The 18056-nt window shown below is 70.0% G+C and carries 7 protein-coding genes; 4 read left to right on the forward strand and 3 right to left on the reverse strand.

The window, feature by feature from the left end:
- Positions 1-199: 199 nt before the first annotated feature.
- Positions 200-3898, reverse strand: a complete 3699-nt coding sequence (locus tag ACWCWD_RS24750; RefSeq protein WP_450775696.1) for a LamG-like jellyroll fold domain-containing protein — start codon at positions 3896-3898, stop codon at positions 200-202.
- 846 nt (positions 3899-4744) lie between these two features.
- Here ACWCWD_RS24750 and ACWCWD_RS24755 point away from each other — a divergent pair.
- Together ACWCWD_RS24755 and ACWCWD_RS24760 are read left to right on the forward strand one after the other, a co-directional pair.
- Complete coding sequence (locus tag ACWCWD_RS24755) at positions 4745-6928, forward strand: discoidin domain-containing protein (protein ID WP_450775698.1); 2184 nt, start codon at positions 4745-4747, stop codon at positions 6926-6928.
- Positions 6929-7016: 88 nt separating this feature from the next.
- Positions 7017-8132, forward strand: coding sequence for a DUF1996 domain-containing protein (locus ACWCWD_RS24760; protein WP_450775699.1), 1116 nt, complete (start codon positions 7017-7019; stop codon positions 8130-8132).
- A 206-nt stretch (positions 8133-8338) separates the two neighbouring features.
- Here the strand turns inward: ACWCWD_RS24760 and ACWCWD_RS24765 are convergent, their stop codons facing one another.
- Complete coding sequence (locus tag ACWCWD_RS24765; RefSeq protein WP_450775701.1) at positions 8339-14821, reverse strand: RHS repeat-associated core domain-containing protein; 6483 nt, start codon at positions 14819-14821, stop codon at positions 8339-8341.
- Between the two features lie 274 nt (positions 14822-15095).
- Here ACWCWD_RS24765 and ACWCWD_RS24770 point away from each other — a divergent pair, with 274 nt between their 5' ends.
- Both ACWCWD_RS24770 and ACWCWD_RS24775 read left to right on the forward strand, forming a co-directional pair.
- Complete coding sequence (locus ACWCWD_RS24770) at positions 15096-16397, forward strand: phospholipase D-like domain-containing protein (RefSeq protein ID WP_450775703.1); 1302 nt, start codon at positions 15096-15098, stop codon at positions 16395-16397.
- A gap of 104 nt (positions 16398-16501) precedes the next feature.
- Entirely contained in the window at positions 16502-16921 is a 420-nt protein-coding gene (locus tag ACWCWD_RS24775) for a hypothetical protein (RefSeq protein WP_450775705.1), read from the forward strand.
- Between the two features lie 75 nt (positions 16922-16996).
- On the opposite strand, the gene ACWCWD_RS24780 is transcribed toward ACWCWD_RS24775, so the two are convergent.
- Positions 16997-18037 carry a LacI family DNA-binding transcriptional regulator gene (locus ACWCWD_RS24780; RefSeq protein ID WP_450775706.1) on the reverse strand — a complete coding sequence of 347 codons (1041 nt, stop codon included), beginning with the start codon at positions 18035-18037 and terminating at the stop codon, positions 16997-16999.
- Positions 18038-18056 lie beyond the last annotated feature (19 nt).

Consider the following 18056-nt stretch of genomic DNA (forward strand, 5'->3'; position numbering starts at 1 on the left):
GTCCTTTCGTACGTACGGATGGGGGGACCGGCCCCGTCGGGCCGGCCCGTGACGGCGGGAACGCCGTGGGCGATTTCGGTATGGGCATGCCAATGGGCACCCGGGGCGGATGCCCGGGGCTCGTCCGCGCCGCCCCCGCGCGGACACACACGCGTACGGGGTGCGGCGGCCGCCGGAGCGGCGCCGCACCCCCTGGAATTCAGTCCCCCACGCGCTCGCTGATCTGGTCCGGCCCGGCCATCGCGCCCGCCCAGAGGCGGATTTCGGAGATGCGCTCCGGCAGGAAGTGGCCCCAGGCGGACGAGGTGAACCCCTTGCCCGCGGCGAACTCGCCGGAGCCCGCCTTCGCGGTGAACGCGCGCGGCTCGGCGTTGCGGTTGTATCCGACGTACAGGCTGATCGTCCCGTCCTGCGCGTCGAAGACCCCGGTGAGACGGACCGGCGAGTCCGTCAGGGCGACCTCGTCGGAGACGACGGAGCTGTAGGTCCCGTCGTCCTCCAGGCGGCCGAAGTGCCAGACGCCCGTGGCGACCGTGGACTCCTCCAGCGTCTCCTCGTCGAGGACGGTCTCGCTGCCCCGCACCTCGTACCAGAGGCCCCAGGACGAGCCGGTGGCCGTCCGCTGGCCGAGCACCTGGCCCGAGTAACCGACCGGTTCGGCACCGAGCTTGGCTCCGTTCACCTCCACCGAGGTGGTCACGGTGAACGAGCCGGTGTCGTCCACCACGGGGGCGGAAGCCGTGGCGGCGTCGTCGACACCGTCGAGCACCGCCGCCTCACCGTCCAGCGTCGCACCGCCGGTGAGCTCCAGGCTCCTGCCGTAACCGGACGTGGCGTCCGTGAGCGTGGTGCCCGTGCTCGTCGCGGCGGACCAGTCGGCGACCAGCTCGACACCGGCGTTGCCCTGCGAGGTCAGCAGCCGCGCTTCGTCGGTGACCTCCTCGGGGGTCAGCGTCCGCTGCCACAGAGCGACTTCGTCGATCGAACCGTTGAAGTACATGCCCGGTCCGGTGCTGTACTCGTGCCGGCCGACCTCCAGGTTGCCGGTGGAGGGCCAGGAACCCGTGACGTGGGCGGTGCTGATCTGCACCTTGCCGTTGATGTAGAGCTGGACCACACCCGTACCCGGGTCGAAGGTGGCGGCCACATGGGTCCACACCCCCGTCACCGCCGGGGTGTCCGAGGCGACTCCCCAGTAGTAGTCGTTCTGGGCGGGGTCGCGGACGCCGAAGTACCAGCCCTTGGCGGACGTGAGGTAACCGAACAGGAAGGGGCTGCTCACACTGTCCCGGCCGGACAGGATCGAGGCGTTGGCCGCCGTGGAGTTGAGCTTGACCCACGCGGCGACCGAGTACGGCGAGCGCGTCTCCAGGACGGGGCTGCTCGCCGCCGCGTACCCGGCGGTGCCGTCGAAGGCGAGGCCCTTGTCGGTCACCGGAGTGTCGAGCGGGACGCCCTGGGAGTCCTGGGTGATGACCCCGCGCCTGCCGCGGTCGTCGCGCTTCACCGTGCCCTGGAGCGTCAGGTCGTTCGCGCCGTCGGCGGTCTCGGAGTCGACGGCCGCGCCGCTGTCCTCGTCGAAGTGCCAGCGCGCCACCGGGCCTTCACCCGCGGCGACCAGGAAGTCCACCGCGCCCTGGGCTCCCCAGCGGCCCACCACGTCCTTCGCCCGCACGTACAGGGTGTACGTACCCGATCGCTCGGGCGTGATCACCTGGCTCACCTTGGCCCCGGTGGTCTCGGCGGACCAGGCCGCGGCCCCGGAGAGCTTGTACTGGTAGGCGGTGTTGTTCGCGTCCCCGCTCGCCGCGGCGAAGGTGAAGGTGGCCTTCTGCCCCGGACCGCCCATGGCTTGACAGTCGTTGCTGGTGCAGGACGTGTAGGGCGCTCCGATGGTGATCACCGGGGCCTTCGGGGCGGTGGGGTCGACCTTGAAGAAGCACCAGCCGGTCGTCGAGCCGTTGGACGGGCCCGCCAGGGCGCTCGCGCCGCCGTCGTAGTAGGAGCGCGTCCAGCTCCGGTAGCGGTAGAGCGTGCCCTCGGTCAGGGTGGGCGCGGAGGCCGTGACCTTCACGTTGTCCCCGATGTAGCCGCTGGTCGGGCGCTCCATGTTGTCCATCGCGTTCGACCAGGTGCCGTCGGCCGCCTTCTTGTCGATGTCCATCGCGACCCGCAGCTGCGCACCGGACTCACCGCCGGCGGCGGTCTGCGGCGTGGAGGTCAGCGAGGGGGTCGGGTCGGAGACGATGGCCGGGTCGGACTCGGTGGTCTCGCAGACCGTGCCCGTACCCGTGACCAGGCCGATGCCGGACGGCTTCGCCGGGATGCCGACGTAGTCCACCGACAGCACCGCGTCGTTCTTGAACCGCTTCCAGGCGCTGGTGTCCGTCTCGTCGTGCGCCTTGACCATCAGCGTGAGGCGGGAGAACTTGCCGGCCGCGAAGTTGCGGACCGTCGGAGTGAGGTTCTCGTTCGTCTCCTCCGGGTTGTCCTTGAACTCGATCGGGGCGTCCGGGGAGTCCGCGTCGCAGAGCGAACCGCGGCCCGCCGAGACGTAGCGGTCGACCATCGTGTCCCAGCCGCTCGTCGGGCGGGTGGCCCAGGTGGTCGAGGACGAGATGTTGCCGGGGGTCCTCACCAGGTCGACCCAGCGCGGGTCGCACTGGAACGCCCAGGGCTCGGTCACCCGGAAGGTGGCGCTCAGCACCTGCTTGCCCTTGAGACTGGCCGGCGAGAACTCGAAGTACAGGCGCTGCACGTAACCCGGGCCGCAGTAGTAGCCGCTCCAGGTACCGCACTTGCCGACACCCTTGCCGAGCCCGTCGTCGCCGTTGCCCCAGCCGTAGGACTCGTAGCCGTCCGAGCGGAGCAGCGTCCGCTCGGATTCGCTCCAGGTGACGGTCGGGTCGATGTAGACGGGGAAGGCCGACGCTTCGGTGCCGTTGAGCATGTCCGCGTCCGGGACCACCGTCAGGGCGTCGTCCGAGACCTTCACCGCGACGTCGGAGACGGTGTCACCGGCGGCGGGCTCGGTCCCGACGACCGGCGAATCGACGGCGGGAACAGTGGTGTCGTCCGCCGACTCCGTCTCCACCGCCGCGCGGGAGAGGACGGCCGTCTGCGCCGCCGGAGCGGACTGGGCCCCGGCCGAGTCCCACATCTGGGCGGGCGGGGCCCGGAAGACCCGCTTGCCGTCGCCGTCCACGGCTTCCAGGCTGCCCGACTGCCCGGTGCGGATGTCCAGCCCCGAGGCCTTCATCGAATACGAGATCCGCTGGAGTTCGTCCGAGGCGGCCGCCTGAGGGGTCTTCACCACCAGGACGTGCTGGAAGCCCTCGACGGAAGCGGTGACCTTCAGGTCGACGCCGGGGAAGACCTCGGGGTACAGGGCGCTCGATCCGTCCAGTTCCGGCTCGGGAAGCTCGCCGGGCCAGCCCAGTTGCAGCGATTTCCCGCCGTCGTCGATCTTCACGAGGGGGGACTTGTCACCGCCGCCGGAGAACGCCATGTCCACCGCGGCGGCCTTCGGCGCGACCGAGCCGTCGGCCCGGACCTCCAGCGTCGGGTCCGGGGCCTGCCAGCCGCCGCCCGCCTTCTTGACGCGGACCGGAACGGCCGACTCCTCCAGGGTGAAGGTGTAGCCGTCCGGGTTGGCGAAGACCGTGCTCCGCTCCGCGCGCTCACCGACGACCTCGACCCGTTGGCCGGACTCCTTCGCCGTGGCCAGGTCCTTCTGTCCCTCCGTCAGCTCTGTCGACGCGGCGTCGGCGGCGACCGCCTGCGCGGCGGGACGTGGTCCGGCCACCGGAAGTGCCGCCAGGAGCAGGGCCGATCCCGCCAGCGCGGAGACCGCCCTCATACGTCTGCCCACTACGCCGCCGAATCGGCGTCTCACCATGCCCACTGCATCCCACCCCAGACGGTACGTGTACAGAACAACCGCCCGATGAGACCACCACCGTTTCGACATCGCAACTTCTCGAACAGGGGGGATTGTGCGGAATATGACGTGCCATCACGTCGGTTTTTCTCACGCGCGCTTCATGCGCAAGAAATAAATCAGCCATCCTCCTCGGGTTTGAACGCCTCCCTGCGCTCTCCCGGACATGGAGCCAAACACGTAGCCCGACGTCACTTTTGAGCCACCCGGGACTCGACGGTCGCCCTTCCCCCGCAACACGTGCACCGTGAAGGTTCTTTACACAATCAATACACCCGGAGGCGGACCGCCCAACGCTCCGACGACCCCGCCCACCGCCCCTCACCCCGCCCTCACCAGGGCAAACACGCTCCACCGAGCGGGTTGCCGACCTCCTCGCATCCACACAGACCCGCCTCTCCCGGTGCCACTCTCCCCAACTCCACGCACATCCGGGTTACTTGACGCTTTTATGGTCAACTCCGGGAAGAGCGAACCGAGTAGGCCTTCCCGGAACGACTCCGTACGCCCCTGCCGCTTCCGGAACCACCCCCGCCGGCCCCACCCCTCCCCGGCGGTTCCCGGCCACCCGGCCACCCTTCGGCCGGCCCCTGCGGCCCGGCGGACATGCCGCAACCACCTCACCGATCCCCCGAAGCCGGGCACACCGGGGCACGCGCCGCGAGAGCCCGCATCCCGACGCCCCACACAGAGGTCGCGCCCATCTCATTGACAGGGGCACGCCCCCGCGACACTCTCGGGAGAGCGCTCTCCAAGGCCGGCTACGGGAAGCCGGCCTCCCCTCAGCACCCGCCAGGAGTCCACGTGTTCAGACCACCGCACGCTGTTCTCGGCCGCCCACGGGCCGGTCGCCGACTCGTCTCCCTCACCGCCCTCGGTGCCCTCGTCGCGTCCTCGCTCACCCTCCTCGCGGCGCCGGGCGCCACGGCCGCCGACACCCTGCTGTCCCAGGGCCGGACCGCCACCGCCTCCTCGCAGGAGGGCGACGGCTACTCGGCCGCCGCCGCCGTCGACGGCAACCTCACGGGCACCCGGTGGGCGAGCCAGTGGAGCGATCCGCAGTGGATCCAGATCGACCTCGGCGCCACCGCGAGCCTCAGCAGGGCCGTCCTGACCTGGGAGGGCGCCTACGGCAAGTCGTACGAGATCCAGGCGTCCGACAACGGCACCGACTGGCGGAGCCTGCGCACGGTCACCCAGGGCGACGGCGGTACGGACGACCTCGCTCTCTCCGGTTCCGGCCGGTACGTCCGGATGCTCGGCACCGAGCGGTCCGGCGGATACGGCTACTCCCTCTGGGAGTTCCAGGTCTACGGCAGCACCGGCACCACTCCCCCGCCGGCCACCGGCGGCGCCGTGAAGGTGACCGGTTCGCAGGGCAACTGGCAGCTCCAGGTGGGCGGCCAGCCGTACACCGTGAAGGGACTGACCTGGGGCCCGTCCGTCGCGGACTCCCCGAAGTACCTGCCGGACGTGAAGTCCATGGGCGTCAACACCATCCGCACCTGGGGCACGGACGGTTCGACCAAGCCGCTGCTCGACGCGGCGGCGGCCAACGGCATCCGGATCATCAACGGCTTCTGGCTGCAGCCCGGCGGCGGCCCGGGCAGCGGCGGCTGCGTCAACTACGTCACGGACACCACCTACAAGAACAACTCCCTGACGGAGTTCGCCAAGTGGGTGGACGCCTACAAGTCGCACCCCGCGACCCTGATGTGGAACGTCGGCAACGAGTCGGTCCTGGGGCTCCAGAACTGCTACAGCGGTACGGAGTTGGAGGCGCAGCGCAACGCGTACACCACCTTCGTCAACGACGTGGCCAAGAAGATCCACTCGATCGACCCGGACCACCCGGTGACCTCCACCGACGCGTGGACCGGCGCCTGGCCGTACTACAAGCGCAACGCGCCCGACCTCGACCTGTACGCGATGAACTCGTACGGCGACGTCTGCAACGTGCAGCGGGACTGGGTGGCGGGCGGCTACACCAAGCCCTACATCATCACCGAGACGGGCCCGGCCGGTGAGTGGGAGGTCGCGAACGACGCGAACGGCATCCCCGAGCAGAAGACCGACGTGCAGACCGCCGCGGGGTACACCAACGCGTGGAACTGCGTCACCGCACACCGGGGTGTGGCGCTCGGCGCGACGATGTTCCACTACGGCACCGAGCACGACTTCGGCGGGATCTGGTTCAACCTGCTGCCCGGTGGGTTCAAGCGGCTCTCGTACTACGCGGTGAAGCAGGCGTACGCCGGTTCGACCGCCGGGGACAACACGCCGCCGGTGATCAGCAACATGACCGTCTCGCCCGCCTCGGCGGCCCCGGCCGGCAAGGAGTTCACCGTCCGCGCCGACGTCCGCGACCCGGACAACGACCCGGTGACGTACAAGATCTTCCTCAGCGGCAACTACGCCAACGGCGACAAGGGGCTGGTGGAGGCCGCGTGGCGGTCCACCGGCAACGGCACCTTCGCCGTGACGGCGCCCGAGAAGCTGGGTGTCTGGAAGGTCTACATCCGTGCGGAGGACGGCCACGGGAACGCGGGCTTCGAGACGAAGTCGGTCAAGGTGGTGGCGCCGCCGGTGGACGGAACCAACGTGGCGCTGCACAAGCCGGCCACGGCCTCCTCCTCGCAGGCCTCGTACGGTGACTGCCCCTGCACCCCCGCCAACGCGGTCGACGGCAACCCGGTCACCCGGTGGGCCAGCGACTGGAGCGACCCGCAGTCCATCCAGGTCGACCTGGGCGCGCGCACCGCGCTGCGGACGCTCCAGCTCCAGTGGGACCCGGCCTTCGCCTCCTCGTACGAGGTGCAGCTGTCCGACGACAACGCCACCTGGCGCACGGTCTACACGACCACCACCGGCAACGGCGACATCGACACCGTCGCCCTCGGGCAGTCGGCCCGTTACGTGCGGCTCGCCCTCAAGACCCGGGGTACCGGCTGGGGTTACTCACTGCACGAGATCGGTGTGTACGCCTGACGTACGGGCGCCGCACCCCCTCCTCCGTGCCGCCGGTGCCCGACCGGCACCGGCGGCATCCCACCCCCCTCCAGCGGAGAGGCACTCCATGAAAGGCACGAAGAAGCAGAAGAGCGCGGCGAGAAGGCTCTCGGCCGTGCTGGTCGGCACGGCCATGGCCGCCACCCTCCTCGGCGTCGGATCTACCCTGACCGCGGGCGCGCCCGACGCGTCGTCCGCCACCGTCGCGGCGGACACGGGCACGGCCCTCTCGCCCCACATGGGGCACGTCGCCGCCGCGGCCTCGGCCGCTTCGGCCGACGACGTGGACGGCGACGGCTACATCCCCGCCGTCCCGCCGGTCACCGGCGTGACCCCGTCGTGGGGGACGCCCACGCCGCGCTACTTCCACGAGTTCCAGGCCAACTGTTCGGTTACCCACACCGCGCCGGACGACCCGATCGTCTTCCCCGGCCAGGCCGGCGCGTCCCACGACCACACCTTCATGGGCAACACGACGACCAACGCCCAGTCCGTGACCGCCTCGCTGTACGGCGGCAACACCACCTGCAAGGTGCCCGGGGACTCCTCGGCGTACTGGATGCCGTCCCTCTTCAAGGGCGACACGAAGGTGCTCCCGACCGGTCCGCAGGTCATCTACTACAAGGCGGGCGTCACCGACTACACCAGCGTCCGCCCCTTCCCCAAGGGGCTGCGCTACGTCGTCGGCAGCCCGCTGCAGAGCGCGGAGCAGTTCCGCGCTCTCAAGGGCTGGGTGGAGGGCTGGGAGTGCGGGGAGTCCTTCGGGAACATCGACTTCCCGGCCACCTGCCCGGCAGGTAGTCAGCTCAACATCCGCATGCAGGCGCCCAGTTGCTGGGACGGCCTGCACCTGGACACGCCGAACCACCAGGCCCACATGGCGTATCCGGTCGTGAAGCCCGGTACCAACGACAACGTGTGCCCGGCCGACCACCCGGTGGCTCTGCCGATGGTCGAGTTCAAGATGGCGTTCCCCGTCAGCGGGGACATGTCACAGGTCAGGCTCGCGAGCGGACGCGGCTACTCGTTCCACTACGACTTCTTCAACGCGTGGAACGAGCCGACGCTCAAGGCGATGGTCGACCACTGCATCGTCGGCGGCCTGCAGTGCGACGCCCGCGGCTGGGACCAGAACCACCCGGAGGCCGGCGCCGCGCTGAACGCGGACTACCGCCTGCCGTAGGAGCGCGCCGCACCGGCCCGCTCCACCCGTAAGCCCCCGGCCCGTCCGTTTCCGCCCCGCCGCGGGACGGGCCGGGTCACCGCGGGTCCGTGCCCGCACACGACGGGAGAGCCGCCCCGGTCACCGGGACGGCTCTCCTGTGCGTTCCGGGCGCCGACGGGGTCACGGCCCGAGGACCGCCCGTCGGCGTTCGTGGTGCGGGGCGGTCAGCCGGCCGGCCCCGAGGAGAGCGGAACCAGGGTCCTCGGTGTCTCCGAGTACTTCACCACGCTCCACGTGGAGATCTGGAAGGACCCCCAGGTCGTGGAGGAAGTGCTTCCGTCCCAGTGGTGGTAGGTGGTCTTGTAGCTGCTCAGCTTGCCCGTCGGCGAGAGGCCGTACCGTTCCCCCTTCTTGATCTTGACGGTCTCCTGCACCGCGTACTGGCTGCTGTTGCTCTTGGACGTCGAGTCGCTCCAGGTGAGGTCGCCATTGACCTGCACCGCGATGTTGATCTTCCCTTCGGCCACCATGGGAATACCCGACTTCGCGCCCGTCTCGACCGTGACACTGCCTCCGATCCTCTTGGTGAACTGGTTCGTCACCTGGGTGATCTGCTGGAAGGTGGCGGTGATGGACGCCGACTTCTCCTCGCCCGAGGGGTTGTAGAAGGCGGACGTCGAGTAGTCGGTCCAGTCGTCCTCGTAGAGGACATCGGTGGTCGACCAGGCCACGTCGAACCCGCCGGCGGGGACGTAGATGCCCTCCGGCAGGTACGGGAGCGTGGTGCAGCCGTCGCACAGGTGCGGGGCCGGCGTCGAACCGCCGCTCCCGGTGCCGGTGCCGCTGTGGCCGCTGCCGGTGCCGTCGTGCGAGGATCCGTCGTACTTCGGCGAAGCCGGGTCGTTCTCCTCCTTGTAGTCCCCGTAGGTTCCGTTGCTGCCCGAGCAGTAGTGCGGGTAGCAGCTCTCGTAGCCGGTCGGGTCCGAGAAGGCGACCGGGTTGTTGCCGGAGTAGCTGTAGGCGTTGACGGTCTGCGGCACGTACGGCGTGTTGAGCGGGTCGCTCGTCAGGAACCGGCCGAGCGACGGGTCGTAGACACGCACACCGAGGAAGTCCAGTCCCGTCGCGTCGTCCTCGGCCTTGCCGAGGAATCCCCGGTCGCTGGAGGCGGCCAGTGCGTCCGCGGTGGAACGCGCGGCGCCGAACGGAGTGGTCCGCCGTCGGACGACCGCCCCGTCCGCCGCTCCCACGGAGAGCTGGGTGGACGACTGCCCGTCGGAGAGCAGCCAGGTCAGCAGGCCGTTTCCGCCGGTGCTCTGCGCCGTGCGCATCGCGAGCGAGGTGCCCTTGGCGGTGTAGTAGCGGGTGGCGAGCGTGGTGCCGCCGGTGGCGCGGTGCAGTTCGTGGCCCTCGAAGTAGAGCACGTTCTCGGACTTCGTCCTGCGCATCAGGAGGTTGCCGCCGCCGTCGTAGACGTAGGTGCTCGTCTCGTCACCGGTGCTCTTCTTCTGGGTGACGGAGGCGACCCGGCCCTGGGGGTCCCAGGCGACGGAGGACGCGACCCCCGCCACGGTGCGGGCGTTCATGCGGCCCGCGCCGTCGTAGCCGTAGCTGTCGGTCGTGCCCGAGGTGGAGACGACCCCGGTGACGGCGTGTGGACGGGCCTGGCCGGCGGTGTAGACGGTCTCGTCGGCGTTGTATCCCGGGTACTTGTAGTCCCGGGTGACGGCCGCCGCGGCTGCTGACGCCTTGCCGGTGACCGACTGGAGGTTGCCCAGCTGGTCGTAGGTGAAGGCCGACTGGTAGGGCGAGGGGCCCGTGAAGTCGGACTGCGGCGTGGTGGCACAGGTGGTGCCCGCCGTGGTCCAGGCCCCGGTCAGGCGCTGGAGGTCGTCGTACCGGAAGCACTGCTGCTGGCCGGCCGTGTTCTCCCGCAGCGCGGTGGGGGTGCCGAGGGCGTCGCGGGTGTAGGAGTCGTCCTGGATCCTGCTGGTGACTCCCCCGGTCAGCTTGTCGGTGGTGACGCCTCCCAGGCGGCCGGTCCCGTCGGTGTCCTGGTAGGTGAAGGACCGGGTGAGGCTGGTCGTGGTGCCGGTCGTGCCCAGGGAGCGGCTCCGCAGGCGGCCCTGGTCGTCGAAGGCCGAGGACGCCAGGTACGACTGGAGCGGGCTGGCGACCTTGGTCAGCCGCTCGTCGGTGAAGGTCGTGGTGACCGTCTCGGCGGGGAGTCCGCCGACCGCCGGGTAGCCGACCGAGGTCGGGTGGTCCGCCAGGTCGTAGCCGTAGGTGAGGGTGTACGCGCCGTTCAGGCCGGACCCGTCGGAGGGCACGGTGACGGTCCGGGAGGTGGCCCGCATCCGGGCGTCGTAGGCGTCGACCTTGTTGACGTAGGCGTAGCCGTTGGCGTAACCGGTGACCGCGGCCGGCTGGCCCTTGCCGCCGGTGGCCGTGTCGTAACTGGTGGCGCTCAGCAGGGTGGTGCCCTGCTTGACCGTGGTGGCGCGGCCCAGTCCGTCGTACGCGTAGGTCAGTACGCCTGCGGGGCCGGTGACCGTGGCGGGCAGGCCGAGCCCGTTGTAGACGGTGGTCGTGGTGCCGGTGTCGGGGTCCTCGGTGGTCAGCCGCTCGCCCGCCCAGTTGTAGGTGTAGTGGGTGGTGTTGCCCCGTGAGTCGTGGAGGTACTTGAGCTTGCCCGACCGGGTGTACTCGTAGGTGGTGGCGTACTGGGCGGCGCCGAGGTTCTCCACCACCTTGACGGTCCGGCCGAAGGCGTCGGTCACCGTCTTGGTGGGCGAGCCGACCGCCGGGAAGACGGTCTTCTCGTCGGCCCCCTGGTACTGGGTCGTCGTCAGGTTGGCGGACTGGACGACCCCCTTCGCCTGGAGCTGGGACAGGATGACGCGCCCCGCCCAGTCGCTCTTGGTGTCGGTGTACGAGGGGATGTTGGCGACGGTGGGGTTCACCAGTCCGGAGCCGGGCGCGGCGCTGTTGTAGAAGGAGGCCGAGGTGCCGGCGACGTTCCCGGAGGAGTCGTACCGGGTCACTGTGACGGTGCGGCCGGTGCCGGAGGGGGCCGGGATCTGGGACTCCCGGGGCCGGCCGAGCCCGTCGGCGTATGCGTAGACGTCCGAGTAGACGGTGCCGGTCTGGAGCGTGCGCGACCTGACCCGGATGGGGTCACCGGTGGCGACCCGGGGCACTCCCGTGGCCGACGCCGCGACGGGCACGGTGTACTCGTAGGAGATGGAGGGGCTGCCGTCGGGGTAGGCGGCGGCCTCGGTCGGCTTGAACACCTTGGAGACACGGCCGACCGCGTCGTAGACGATCTGGGTGGTGTTGCCGTTCGGGTCGACCGTCTTCCACGTGTCGCCGAAGTAGCGGGAATAGTAGGTCGTGGTCGTCAGGGGCACGGCCGGTCCCGTCCCGTCCGGGTCGGGCGTGGTGATCTTCACCCCGTCGACCGGCCAGGAGGTCGCGGGCTGGTAGGCCGTGGTGACGAGGTTGTTCCCGTCGTCCCACGACGAGGTCTCGCGCCCCGCGTCGTCGAACTCCTTGCGGGTGGTGCGGTAGGCGGTCTCGGCGGTGTACGTCCGCGACTGGGTCGGGTTGCCGTCGACCAGGCTGGTGTTGTTGGCGTCGAAGGTGGTCGCACCGTCGTAGAAGGTGACCGTCCTCCGGTCCATGTGGGCGGCGGGTGTGCCCGCGGTCTCGTCGTCGGCGACCGTGGTGCAGGAGGCGCTGTAGTGCCGCTCGTCGTCCTGGTAGACCATCCAGCGCGTGGTGCCGGTGGAGTCCAGTTCGTCGGTGTTGTAGGCGCGGCCGAATTCGGTGCAGTGGTTGTCGGAGACTCCGGTCTCGCCCCAGTCGTCGGTGCGCATCGGCAGTCCGAACACGGTGGACGCCTTCTCCGCTTCGTCGTACTCGTTCTCGACGATGTGCTCGCGCCAGCCGGTGCCGTCGGTGGAGTTGACGACCTTCTCCAGGGTGCGGGTCCTGCTCTCCCGGACCATCCGGGCGTCCGGCAGGCCGGTGTACTGCGCCGTGTCGTGCGCCCAGTACTCGTGCCACTCGCGTTTCTGCGAGTCGCCGTTGCCGTCCCGGGCCGAGGTCTCCAGTGTCTGGCCGTTGAGCCAGGCGTGGTCGGTCCACTCCTTGTCGTCGGAGTCCTTCACCGTGATCGTGCGCGTGGCGGAGGGGTCCGTCTTGGAGGTGCGGTCGCCGGAGAGGCCCCGGTAGAACCAGTGGTAGGTGGAGTGCCGGTTCTCGTTCACGCCGGTGGTGACGAGGACCTTTCCGTAGCCCCGCCACACGTTCCAGGACTCGTCCTCGTCGTCGGCGAGCGGATCGTCCCCGAACTTCCAGCCGGGCGCGCCGTCGTACTCGTAGTCGGTGATCATCGACGGCGAGCCGTCGTCGGCCTTGCCGGGGTCCACCTGGACCCGGGTGGTGACGAACTTCTTGAACCAGCCGGACTTCTCGTCCGTCGATCCCTCCGGCACCCATTTCTGCCAGAAGCACTCGTAGGTGTTGTTCGGCTGGGAGGGCGCGCCCGCCTCGGGGCACTGGCGGTCGACGGCGCCGGCCTCGTCGGTGGCGTGTCCGTAGGTGGCGGTGATGGTCGATCCGGTGTCCGTGAAGATCTTGTTCACCCGGCGGAAGTTGAGCTCGCCCGTACCGACCTTGTTGTCCTGCCACTCGCCGTTGAAGTTGATGGTCGGCAGGTCGACGTCCGTACCGGAGTAGCCGCGGCGCTGGACGTAGTCCAGCCACAGCTGGTCACCGACGGCTCCGGAGGGGTTCATCAGCGCGTACTTGAACTGGTACTGGCGCACCAGCCCGTCGGCCCAGGCGTCGGTGTTCTTGTTCCGGACGTAGACGTTGATGTCCCAGAGCAGGTCGCGCTGGAAGAACGTCGGGTAGTAGGTCTTGCCCCGGCACGCGTTGTCGTCGGAGCTGCCGTCGCAGATCAGGTCCACCGGCACGTCCGGATAGGACTCGGGTTTCTCGTCGATGGTCGGACAGGTGGCCGCGGTGTTGTTCAGCGGGTCCTTCTCCTCCGTCCGCTCCACGCACCGGTTGACGTGCTGGAAGTCGATCATGGCGGGCAGCTGTGCGCCGGCGATCTGCGAGGACCAGCCGTAGTCGATGCGCTCCAGGTAGGCGGCGGAGTCGTAGCGGCGTGCCTTGTCCGCGGCGGCCACGGACCGGTAGTAGTTCCGCTCCTTGGTGTAGAAGTAGGAGTTCTCCACCTCGTTGGCGGTCACGACGCGGTCCAGGCCCCAGCGCCACGCCTGGGTGCAGGGCTCCGGGTACTGCGCGTGGCACGGCTCGCCCGCGTCGTCGCCGACCACGGGCACGGTGAGGACGGAGTCGGTCGCCTCGCGCACGCCGTCGTTGTTGAGGCGCTCGGTGCGTCCCCAGCCGAAGTAGTAGCGGGTGCCGTCCTGCTTGGTCAGGACCCAGAACTCCTTGGTGCCGTCGGAGCCGTATCCGCCGTTCAGCTTCTGCACCCGCCAGCCGGGGTCGTCCTTGATGCGGAAGGCGCCGGTGCCGGTGTTGTCCTGGATGAGGTCGGAGCTGATGCCGTCGATGGTGATGGTGTAGACGGCGCCGTTGGGGTCGGCGGTGGAGTTCGGCGAGTCCCAGCACAGGTCGCCGAAGGTCTCGTGTCCGTCCTGGGCGCAGTTCTTGTAACGGCGTTCGATGGAGCCGACGTTGAGGTCCCAGCCCATGCCGACCCAGGACGCCTGGTTGTTGGAGGCCGACGTACGGCCGTCCACCAGCTGCGAGTTGTAGGTCAGCGCGAGGTCGGGGGCGATACCGACCGGGGGCTTGGGCACCGCGATGGGGAGCTCGTAGGTGAAGGCTCCCGACCCGAGGGAGACGTCCCATTTCCCGGCCGGATTGGTGGGCGAGGCGCGGTAGTCGCCCGCGTCCGAGGACGAGCCGGCGACGAGCGCGTACACGGATGCGGCCTGCGCGGTCGCGACCATGCCCGGTTGGACCGGCGCGATCAGACCGGACGTCGCCGACACCCCGGGGGCGGCTTCGACGACCGCGGTGATCGTGCCGTTCGCCGTGTCGTTGGTCTGCCCCTCGACCGTCCGGCCGTCCGAGCAGCCGGACGCGTCGGGGGTGGTCAGGGCGCAGGAAGGCAGCTCGACCAGGCGCAGCCGGGAGGCGAAGGCGCCCCCGTAGGCACGAGCGAAGCCGGAGTAGTCGAGGGACGCCTCGACCGGCGCGCTCGTCCTGCCGCCGTCCGCGCGGGAGACGGTGAGCCCGAGGCCCACTCCGCCGAACCGCTTCACCTGCTCGTCTCCCAGGACCCGGACCCTGGCCTCGGCCGGCGCGGCGGGTGCCACCGCCGGTGCCGCGGTCCCCGTACGGGCGGACGCGGCGGCCGGCCGCTGTGCGCCCCGGAGCGAGACGAGCCGGCCGGGCGCCGCCGCGGGCTGCTCGCCCGCCGCGGGTATCCGGACCGTGGCCTCGCCGCCCTCGGGCCAGACCACCTTCGGTGCGGCGCCCATGGCCGGCTCGGCCGGGGAGTCGACGGGGCTTCCCGGGACCCGCGCCGGAACGCTCTGCTCGCGCGGCGTCGACGGTATGTCCGCCGCCGACGCCGTCGGCGTGAACATCACTGCGGAGAGCACCCCCGCCACCAGTGCTTTGGCCGTCGCCGCGGCGACGGCCCTGCCTCTCAGTTTCACGATCGAGATCCCCCGAATCGGTGACGAAGGACCCTTCGCTCCGTCCACAGGAGCGCCTCGGGCCCCGTGGCCCACATGGCCAACAGCGCGAGAACGTAGCGCCTCATCAAGGTGGCCGACGCGTCAACCACACAAATTTGAGGCCTACTTGAGGCTTGATCAAAACCGTTTCGATGGGCGTTCGGGTCTGCGAGGATCCTCACGCCGCGCCGCCGTTCGCCGATACGAACGGCTCGTCGATCTGTGCGCGGCCACCGACCGGAGGGGGAACCACATGTCGCGCGCACCATGGGTCAGGGGAGGCGGTGCCGCCGCCGCACTGGCTCTCGCCCTGCTCACCACAGGCGCACCACCGGTGCACGCCGCACCGGCGGAGGCCGTCACGGGGGCCGCCGCGACCGAGGCGTCGCGGGCCGTCTTCAACAACCCTCTGGGCACCACCGCCGAACAGCAGGCGATCCGTACCCAGTTGCTGAGCTACATCGGCAGCAGCCCGGCCGGTTCCTCCATCAAGGTCGCGCTCTACCACTTCTGGGACGCGGACGTGGCGCGGGCTCTCGCCGACGCGCACACCCTTCGAGGGGTGGACGTTCAGATCATGCTGGACGAGAGCTCCGTCAGTTCACGTCCCAGCGACCAGAGTTACGGGATCCTCAGCGCCGCTCTGGGGAACGACACGTCCAAGGCGTCGTTCGTCTCCACCTGCCCGGCCGGCAAGTCCTGTCTGGGCAGGCCGGAGTTCGGGAAGTCCATCAACCACCAGAAGTTCTGGCTCTTCTCGCAGGTGGACGGGGCGTCCGACGTGGTCGTGCAGACCTCGTCCAACCTCTCGCCGTCCGCGTACAGCGCCTTCTGGAACGACGCGTACGTGCTGACCTACAACACCGGTATCTACCAGGCCTACGCGAAGTACTTCGGCAAGCTCGCGGGTGCGGACTGGTCCGCCTGGACCTACACCAGCGAGACGTTCTCCCCGTACAAGGTGTACTTCTTCCCCTACTACCCGGGGACGGGCAACAGCACGGACACCATCTGGAACACGCTCGACAACATCACCTGCAACTACACGGCGTCGGACGGGACGGCCAAGCACACGAAGATCCGGGTGGGCATGTTCAAGTTCACCCGCCAGGGCGTCGCGGACAAGCTCGTCGCGATGAAGAAGGCGGGCTGCACGGTCGAGCTCGTCTACACGGAGACGGACAGCGCGGCCAGTTCGGCCGACGGTGCCACTCCCGGCACCTGGGAGACGCTGCACTCGGTCAGCGGCTTCTCCCCGGTCTGCTACAACGACGACCACGACGACAACCCCGCGACCAGCAACCGGATCATCCACTCGAAGTACCTGCTCATCGACGGCAAGTACGACGGCACGGTCAAGCGTGTCATGTGGACCGGCAGCCACAACTACACGGGCCCGGCCCTGCGCGAGAACGACGAGGCCCTCCTCAAGATCGACATCGCTTCGGTGCACGACGCCTACCTGGCCGAGTTCAACGCCGTGAAGGCGGCGGCCAGTCCGGGTACCGACGACGCGACGCCCGAGTGCAAGGGTGTCGTCAGCCAGCCGGAGTAGCCGGCCGGCCCACCGGGCCGCCCGTGGGCCTCCATGCCCGGACCGGGCCGGCCGCCGGCCCTGCGTCCCTCTCTTCAGCCTCACTTCCACCGGAAAAAGGAACCATGCGACTCTCCCACCTGCTGCGCACCGGAGCCGTCCTCGCCGCCACGGCCGCCGCCGCCACTCTCTCGACGGGGACGGCGGACGCCGCCGTGATCATCACCACCTGGAACGCCACCGACACCCCGGCCGACGTCGTCGGGGCCCACGCCTGGGGCACCCTCACGCCTGGTCCGGCCTTGGGGACCTACGTGGTCAACGCGCAGATCAAGGACACCAAGTCCGACAGCCACGGGGCGCGGGTGAACATCAGGTCCGCCTGCGACGGGGGCTGTGTCTCCCTGGTCAGCGTCAGCGCCTCCGGCGTCGACGTGGAGAACACGGACGACTTCATCCTGAAGGCGCCCATCACGGTCCAGGAGTGCCTGACCGAGGCGGGCGTGGACTACATCTGCGGCGAACCGTACAAGATCACTCCCTGACGGCCCGGCGCCCGTTCCGGCGGCCGGCCCTCGCGAGCCGGGCCGCCGGAGGGCCGGCGGCCACCCCGGGTCCGCTCAGGCGGAGGCCCGCACCACGAGTTCGGGGTCGAAGATGACGGCGGTGGGCTCGGTCCGCGTGCCCTCGATCTCCTCCTGGAGCAGGCTCGCCATGCGGGCCGCCATCTCCTCCATCGGCTGCCGGACGGTGGTGAGCGGCGGTTCCGCGGCGATCGCGGCGCTGGAGTCGTCGAACCCGACGACCGCGACGTCCTCGGGGATGCGGTGTCCGAGCTCCCGCAGGGCCTCGCAGACGCCTCGCGCCATCACGTCGTTGGCGGCGAACACCCCGTCGATGGAGGGGTGTTCGCGCATCAGCCGACGGAGCGCGGACGCCCCGCTCTCGGCGGTGAACCCGCCTTCGGCGACGGGTACGTACGGATGGCCGTGGCGTTCCATCGTCTCGCGGAACCCGGCCAGCCGGTCCTGGGCGGCCGGCAGGTCCAGCGGTCCGGTGATGGTGGCGACGCGGCGGCACCCCCTGGCCAGCAGGTGTTCGGCGGCAAGCCGGGCGCCGTCCCGGTGCGCCAGGTCCACGTAGGTCACGGGCGCCGGAACCCCCGGGCGGGCGAAGAGCACACAGGGCAGCCGTTCGGCCGCCAGCAGGGCGGGCAGCGGGTCCTCGGCGTGCGTGGAGAAGATCAGCGCGCCGTCCGCCCGGCCCTGCCGGAGGTACTCCACCACTTCGCGCCGGGCGGCGTCCGTCTCCGCGAACATCAGCACCGGGTACATCGACCGGGGCCGCAGGAAGCCGACGACCCCGCTGACGACCCGTCCGAAGAACGGGTCGGCCAGCGCCTGGGAGGCGAAGAGGTTCTGGCCGTCCTCGGAGTCGTCCCCCGCACCGGAGACCACGAGGGCGAGGGTACGGGCCCGCCGTGTCACCAGGGCCCGGGCGGCGCCGTTGGGCGCGTAGCCGGTCCGCGCGATGGCGTCCCGTACCGCTTCCTGGATGGCCGGGTCCACGTTGCGGATGCCGTTGACCACGCGGGACACGGTGGCGCGGGAGACGCCCGCCTCCCGCGCGACGTCTTCGAGCCTGGGGGCGCTTCTGGTCATGCCGGTACCCTACCGGCGG

The sequence above is a fragment of the Streptomyces sp. NPDC001493 genome, from assembly GCF_053597235.1.

Bases quoted from the DNA above. Each gene is read 5' to 3' on its own strand.
- ACWCWD_RS24780 (WP_450775706.1), bottom strand. From the start codon at position 18,037: ATGACCAGAAGCGCCCCCAGGCTCGAAGACGTCGCGCGGGAGGCGGGC.
- ACWCWD_RS24770 (WP_450775703.1), top strand. From the start codon at position 15,096: ATGTCGCGCGCACCATGGGTCAGGGGAGGCGGTGCCGCCGCCGCACTG.
- ACWCWD_RS24750 (WP_450775696.1), bottom strand. From the start codon at position 3,898: ATGGTGAGACGCCGATTCGGCGGCGTAGTGGGCAGACGTATGAGGGCG.
- ACWCWD_RS24775 (WP_450775705.1), top strand. From the start codon at position 16,502: ATGCGACTCTCCCACCTGCTGCGCACCGGAGCCGTCCTCGCCGCCACG.
- ACWCWD_RS24760 (WP_450775699.1), top strand. From the start codon at position 7,017: ATGAAAGGCACGAAGAAGCAGAAGAGCGCGGCGAGAAGGCTCTCGGCC.